The sequence below is a fragment of the Streptococcus sp. HMSC073D05 genome, from assembly GCF_001812015.1.
Classification (GTDB): domain Bacteria; phylum Bacillota; class Bacilli; order Lactobacillales; family Streptococcaceae; genus Streptococcus; species Streptococcus parasanguinis_D.
The window spans coordinates 23723-30169 of the sequence record NZ_KV807493.1; the positions used below are offsets into that span (position 1 = coordinate 23723).

Below are 6447 nucleotides of genomic sequence, written 5' to 3' on the forward strand. Positions count from 1 at the left end.
TCCTTTCTTTCTATTATAGGAAGAAAATTTCAGAATTGCAAAAATCGACTCTCCAGAAAACATGAAAATTGATGAAAAACTGTGTTTGTTTTCAAAAATATAGTACAGTATCGCAGAGGATTTGAAACTGTATTACAAAAGAATCTGTTGTTTTTCGCAATTCGCCTTTGTGTAACCGATTTCTGTATGGTATACTACTATTGTAAGTGCAACAGATATAGTTGCTAGAAAGACAATAGAGGAAAATAAAAATGGTTGTTAAAACAGTCGTTGAAGCACAAGATATTTTTGACAAAGCCTGGGAAGGCTTCAAAGGTGAAGATTGGAAAGAAAAAGCAAGCGTTTCTCGCTTCGTTCAAGCTAACTACACACCATATGATGGAGATGAAAGCTTCCTAGCTGGTCCAACTGAACGTTCTCTTCACATCAAAAAAATTGTTGAAGAAACAAAAGCTCATTATGAAGAAACTCGTTTCCCATACGATAACCGTCCAACATCTATCGCTGATATCGCAGCTGGATATATCGATAAAGAAAACGAAGTGATCTTCGGTATCCAAAATGATGAATTGTTCAAATTGAACTTTATGCCTCGTGGTGGTATCCGTATGGCGGAAACTACTTTGAAAGAAAATGGATACGAACCAGATCCAGCTGTTCATGAAATCTTCACTAAATATGTGACTACTGTAAACGATGGTATCTTCCGCGCTTACACTACAAATATCCGTCGTGCCCGCCACGCTCATACTGTAACTGGTCTTCCAGATGCATACTCTCGTGGACGTATCATTGGGGTTTACGCTCGTTTGGCTCTTTACGGTGCTGACTACTTGATGGCTGAAAAAGCAAGCGACTGGAACTCTATCACTGAAATCGATGAAGAATCAATCCGCCTTCGTGAAGAAGTAAACCTTCAATACCAAGCTTTGAAAGAAGTTGTTAAATTGGGTGACCTTTATGGTGTAGACGTTCGTCGTCCTGCCTTCGATACAAAAGAAGCAATCCAATGGACAAACATTGCCTTCATGGCTGTCTGCCGTGTGATCAACGGTGCTGCTACTTCTCTTGGACGTGTGCCAATCGTTTTGGATATCTACGCAGAACGTGACTTAGCTCGTGGTACTTACACTGAATCAGAAATCCAAGAATTCGTTGATGATTTCGTTATGAAATTGCGTACTGTTAAATTTGCTCGTACAAAAGCTTACGACGAATTGTACTCAGGTGACCCAACCTTCATCACAACATCAATGGCTGGTATGGGTAACGATGGTCGTCACCGTGTTACTAAGATGGACTACCGTTTCTTGAACACTTTGGACAACATCGGTAACTCTCCAGAACCAAACTTGACAGTTCTTTGGACTGACAAATTGCCATACAACTTCCGTCGCTACTGTATGCACATGAGCCATAAACACTCTTCTATCCAATACGAAGGTGTAACAACAATGGCCAAAGACGGATACGGTGAAATGAGCTGTATCTCATGTTGTGTATCTCCACTTGACCCAGAAAACGAAGAACAACGCCACAACATCCAATACTTCGGTGCTCGTGTTAACGTTCTTAAAGCTCTTCTTACTGGTTTGAACGGTGGTTACGACGATGTTCATAAAGACTATAAAGTATTTGACATCGATCCAATCCGTGACGAAGTTCTTGAATTCGAATCTGTTAAAGCAAACTTCGAAAAATCTCTTGACTGGTTGACAGACACTTACGTAGATGCTTTGAACATCATCCACTACATGACTGATAAGTACAACTACGAAGCTGTTCAAATGGCCTTCTTGCCAACTCACCAACGCGCTAACATGGGATTCGGTATTTGTGGATTCGCTAACACTGTTGATACTTTGTCAGCAATCAAATACGCTACTGTTAAACCAATCCGTGACGAAGATGGCTACATCTACGATTACGAAACAATCGGTGAATACCCACGTTGGGGTGAAGATGACCCACGTTCTAACGAATTGGCAGAATGGTTGATCGAAGCTTACACTACTCGTCTTCGCAGTCACAAACTTTACAAGAACGCTGAAGCAACTGTTTCACTTCTTACCATCACTTCTAACGTTGCTTACTCTAAACAAACTGGTAACTCACCAGTCCACAAAGGGGTATACCTCAACGAAGATGGTTCTGTGAACTTGTCTAAATTGGAATTCTTCTCACCAGGTGCTAACCCATCTAACAAAGCTAAAGGTGGATGGTTGCAAAACTTGAACTCACTTGCTAGCCTTGACTTTGGTTATGCAGCTGACGGTATCTCATTGACTACTCAAGTTTCACCACGTGCTCTTGGTAAAACTCGTGACGAACAAGTTGATAACTTGGTAACCATCCTTGATGGATACTTCGAAAACGGTGGACAACACTGTAACTTGAACGTTATGGACTTGAACGATGTTTACGAAAAGATCATGTCAGGTGAAGACGTTATCGTTCGTATCTCTGGATACTGTGTAAACACTAAATACCTCACTCCAGAACAAAAAACTGAATTGACACAACGTGTCTTCCACGAAGTTCTTTCAATGGATGATGCCTTGAACTAAGATTCAAATAGATCTTAAAAACCAGTCGGAAACGGCTGGTTTTTTCATCCCCATCGCAAGAGTATTCTGAATTTTGAAAGAGTTTAAGAGCTTACTGTATAGGGTTTGACAGCGCTTTCTCCAAGTGTTATAGTAGAGCTGTAAATAAGATAGAAGGGGTGATCCTATGTTTTTAACATTTATTTTCGCTATTATTTGGCTCTTTATCCTGATTGCACTGATCTTTTTAGCAACCCTTCTCGTCCAGGACAGCACCGTGCAGCACCACCACCCGAGTTAGCGAATGATAAGCCTAAACAATAGCTATTCTAAACGAATTCAGAAAGGATAAGAAACAAACTAGAATTGTCAGATTTTAGTTCTGTCTCTCGTCCTTTTTTGCTATAATAGAAACAGATTATTTAGTAAGAAGGAAATTATGGAAGAGTCAAAACAGATCAACCAAGTGATCGACGTCCTGATGTTAGCTGGAACCCTCCTGATAGAGAGCGGTTCTGAGATTCACCGGGTCGAAGATACCATGATCCGGATCGCCCATTCACAGGGAATCGTCGATTGCAATGTTTTAGCGATGCCAGTCGCTATTTTCTTTTCAATTGAGAATGCCAATGTCACGCGCATGAAACGGATCTTGCGGACTAATTATAATATTGAAAAGGTCTGTGATGTCAATCAGATCTCTCGTCAACTCGTCTCTGGAGAGATCGATCTCGAGCAAGCCTACCAAGCCCTGAGCGAGTTGAAAATGAAGCGCGTTCCTTATACCAATCTCCAGTTGACCATTGCGGCAACTCTTAGTGCACCTTTCTTCTCCATCATGTTTGGAGGAAATTTCTATGATGCGATTGGAGCAGGTATTGCGACTGTCTTTGCCTTTGCTTTTTCTCTTGTCGTTGAGAAATACGTTCGCATTCCTTTTGTCACTGCCTTTGCGGCCGCCTTTGTCTTTGGTTTTTTGGCCCATATCTGGACGCGCTATAGTGGTTTTCCTTCCAATACCGATCTCATTATCGCAGGCTGTGTCATGCCCTTCGTTCCTGGAATCGCTATGACCAATGCCGTCCGAGATCTGATGAATTACCACCTCAACTCTGGGATGAGCAAACTCTTTGAGACTCTCCTCATTACTCTTGCACTTGGTGCCGGTACAACGGTCGCCCTCGTCCTTATGAAATAAAATCATGAACCTAACTGAATTTTTAATCCAAGCGGTGGCCAGTTTGATTGCCATCATCACCTTTTTAATCGTCCTAAATGTGCAGCGCTCCATGTTGATTCCTGGAGGAATCCTCGGGATGGGCATCTGGCTACTTTACTATATCCTGAAAGGGCCTACCAATGTCATCGTTGCAACCTTTATTGCAGCCATTGTCGGCTCCTGTATCAGTCAGATTTTAAGTATCATTCTCAAGACGCCTGTCGTGGTCTTTATGTTGTCCATTCTCGCACCCTTGGTTCCTGGATATATTTCCTATCGGACCACTTCCTTCTTTGTCAGTGGCCAATATCGCCAGGCAGTAACCAGCGTGACTCTGGTGGTTATTCTGGCCTTGGTCATCTCCATCGGGATGGCTAGTGGATCTGTCGTTTTGAAACTCTACCATTCTTACCAACGCCATCAAAAAAGAAAAATGACCAATGCCAACTAGCATTGGTTGTGTTGGTGACAAAGTCTTCTTAAAAACTTTCCTTAGGTCCAAAACTCCCGAGTGCTAGAAACAATAGTGTTTCTAGCACTTTTCTCACGGCGGAAAGTTTTTGTATTTTCTCGATTCATTTTAACAATTGGAACTCATTTTTATTTTTTGAAGAAAACTAAAAGTTTATGTACAATTGACTAAACTAAAGCTAAACCATTGATACAACTGAATTAGAAGCATAAAGTACATTCTTTAAAAAGTGTACTTTATTTTTGTTTTGTAAATTATTCTGAAACTACTTTCACATATTAAAAATTGAATCTAAATTGCTGTAGGCCTATAATAAAGATAGGAATAATAAGAATTCTTCCTAGAAAGGAGTATACTGTATCATATGTGACAGTATTATAAATGAATCATGAAAAAAATAATTACTATAGTACAGTGCATTTTGTTCCTCGTGTCTCCTTACATAGCTAGAGAACTATGCTTGATGAGTAAAAATCTGGTGGATAATATGTTCCTCACATTCTTTATCATGCTAACAATTTCTTTTTGGCTTGGTATTTGGAAGTTAGGAGATCTTGCGGGAAATCCAAAATAGAAAGTAATAAGTTGTGCTAGAGATGAAATTTCTATTTATTTTAATTATTTTTATACCTTATTTATTTTATTTTATATGGAAGTATAAGCCTAAACAAAAAAATAAGTCCTTTTGCTATCTTTATAAGTTTTACATGATTTACTTGTGGTTTATCCTCATAATTACCATAATGGCTATCGGTATTTTATCCCTTGGAGTAGTAGCTGGTATGGGAGAAAAACTTACGTTTGGTTTCTTTGTTTTATCTTTTTCAGGTGTAGTTCTATTTAGTTTATATATTTTTAGTATTCTAAAAGAGATAAAGGAATTAAAGCAAATAAAAGGTAAGTAAATATTAACTAAGAGAACTAGCTAACTAGCTTAAGCAAAATATAACACGGCTATGATTCATGAGCCGTGTTTTTGTATGAATGTACAATTGAAAAATTTTTAATTTTCACTTAAATAAAGTACATAATTGACAATGATTAGCACAAAACATTTTTTGGTTATCAAGAAACGAAAGTAGTATGCCATCTTTTTACGAAAAAGCCTATTTTCTTCAAAAAATAACTTTCCGAAAATTTTTCTTTTCCCGAAAGATGTTGAATGAACTAAAAAACAGCCTAAACCGTTGGGGCTGTATGGAATTTTAGCAATAGATTGTCCGCCCTCTAAACTTAAATCAGCTCAGAATGGCTATCTCAGCATGATTTTTAAACATTTTATGCAAAAAAATAACTATTCGGTATCAAAATTTCGAGAATTTTACCGAATAGTTAAAAAAAGAGCAGAATAGAATTTTTTTATCGTATCTAATTTATAGAGTTTGTTGGGATTGTTGCTGAGTTTTTTGTTTATCATTCGAACTTTATTATTATATCATAAAAATGATTAGAAAAACAGACTTGAATTATTTTGAAATTGGTATATGATGAAGGTATAAAAACTATTAAAATAGCCTGATAGAAAGGGGAATAAAAGAATTAATCAGGCTATATAAAATTGGTGATTGGTATTTAATGTTGTAAAACAAGAAAGGGTAAGGTAAAAAATGCAATTACATAAAAAAATTTTTATAGTGGCGTTGGTTTTATCTATTTGTATCTCACTATATTTTCTTATCAATCCGTCTAATATCTTCACCTTTCCGATCCGTGTGCATTCATTTGATGACACATTTAAATATTACATGTTTGTGAAGATTGGAATTGTATTATTAGTTATCAAATTCTTACTGGATATATGCTTAGAGTATATCAAGAATTGGTTTAAAAAGTTTTGATATATCTTCACGCAAAAAAACTTAGCATGTTTAGTAACTGCACCCCAATAATGGAACAAGAGAAAGTCCTCTTATGCGACCAGTTTTCTGTACTCTACAGGAGGCTGGTCATTTATTTTTTAAAACATGTTGTATATAAGAATTGCAACAATAGAAAAGATTAATAAGAGGATTAAGAGGATTAACAAGATAAAAATAATTACTTTTTTCATTGTAGTTCTCCTTTATTTTTTGTATGATTATATCAGAATGTTTTTAAAAATGAAAGGGTTTTCTATGGGAAATGATGTGTTTTTTGATTCTTTTTTAAGATCACTTAGGTTTCATTTTCGTGATAAGTGTAAGGATATTGGATTTATAGAGTTTTTCAAA

General features: G+C 37.2%; 4 protein-coding genes. All 4 read left to right on the forward strand.

The annotated features are described in order from the left end of the window. Positions 1-251 precede the first annotated feature (251 nt). The 4 genes from pflB to HMPREF2832_RS06520 all read left to right on the forward strand — a co-directional run bounded on the left by pflB (position 252) and on the right by HMPREF2832_RS06520 (position 5142). Positions 252-2567, forward strand: coding sequence for a formate C-acetyltransferase (gene pflB, locus HMPREF2832_RS06500; protein WP_070506082.1), 2316 nt, complete (start codon positions 252-254; stop codon positions 2565-2567). 418 nt (positions 2568-2985) lie between these two features. Further along, on the forward strand, positions 2986-3744 hold the full coding sequence (locus HMPREF2832_RS06505; RefSeq protein ID WP_021153883.1) for a threonine/serine exporter family protein: 759 nt from the start codon (positions 2986-2988) through the stop codon (positions 3742-3744). 4 nt (positions 3745-3748) lie between these two features. Further along, on the forward strand, positions 3749-4216 hold the full coding sequence (locus tag HMPREF2832_RS06510; RefSeq protein ID WP_003005049.1) for a threonine/serine exporter family protein: 468 nt from the start codon (positions 3749-3751) through the stop codon (positions 4214-4216). Positions 4217-4944: 728 nt separating this feature from the next. Further along, positions 4945-5142, forward strand: coding sequence for a histidine kinase (locus tag HMPREF2832_RS06520; protein WP_070506088.1), 198 nt, complete (start codon positions 4945-4947; stop codon positions 5140-5142). Positions 5143-6447: the final 1305 nt, after the last annotated feature.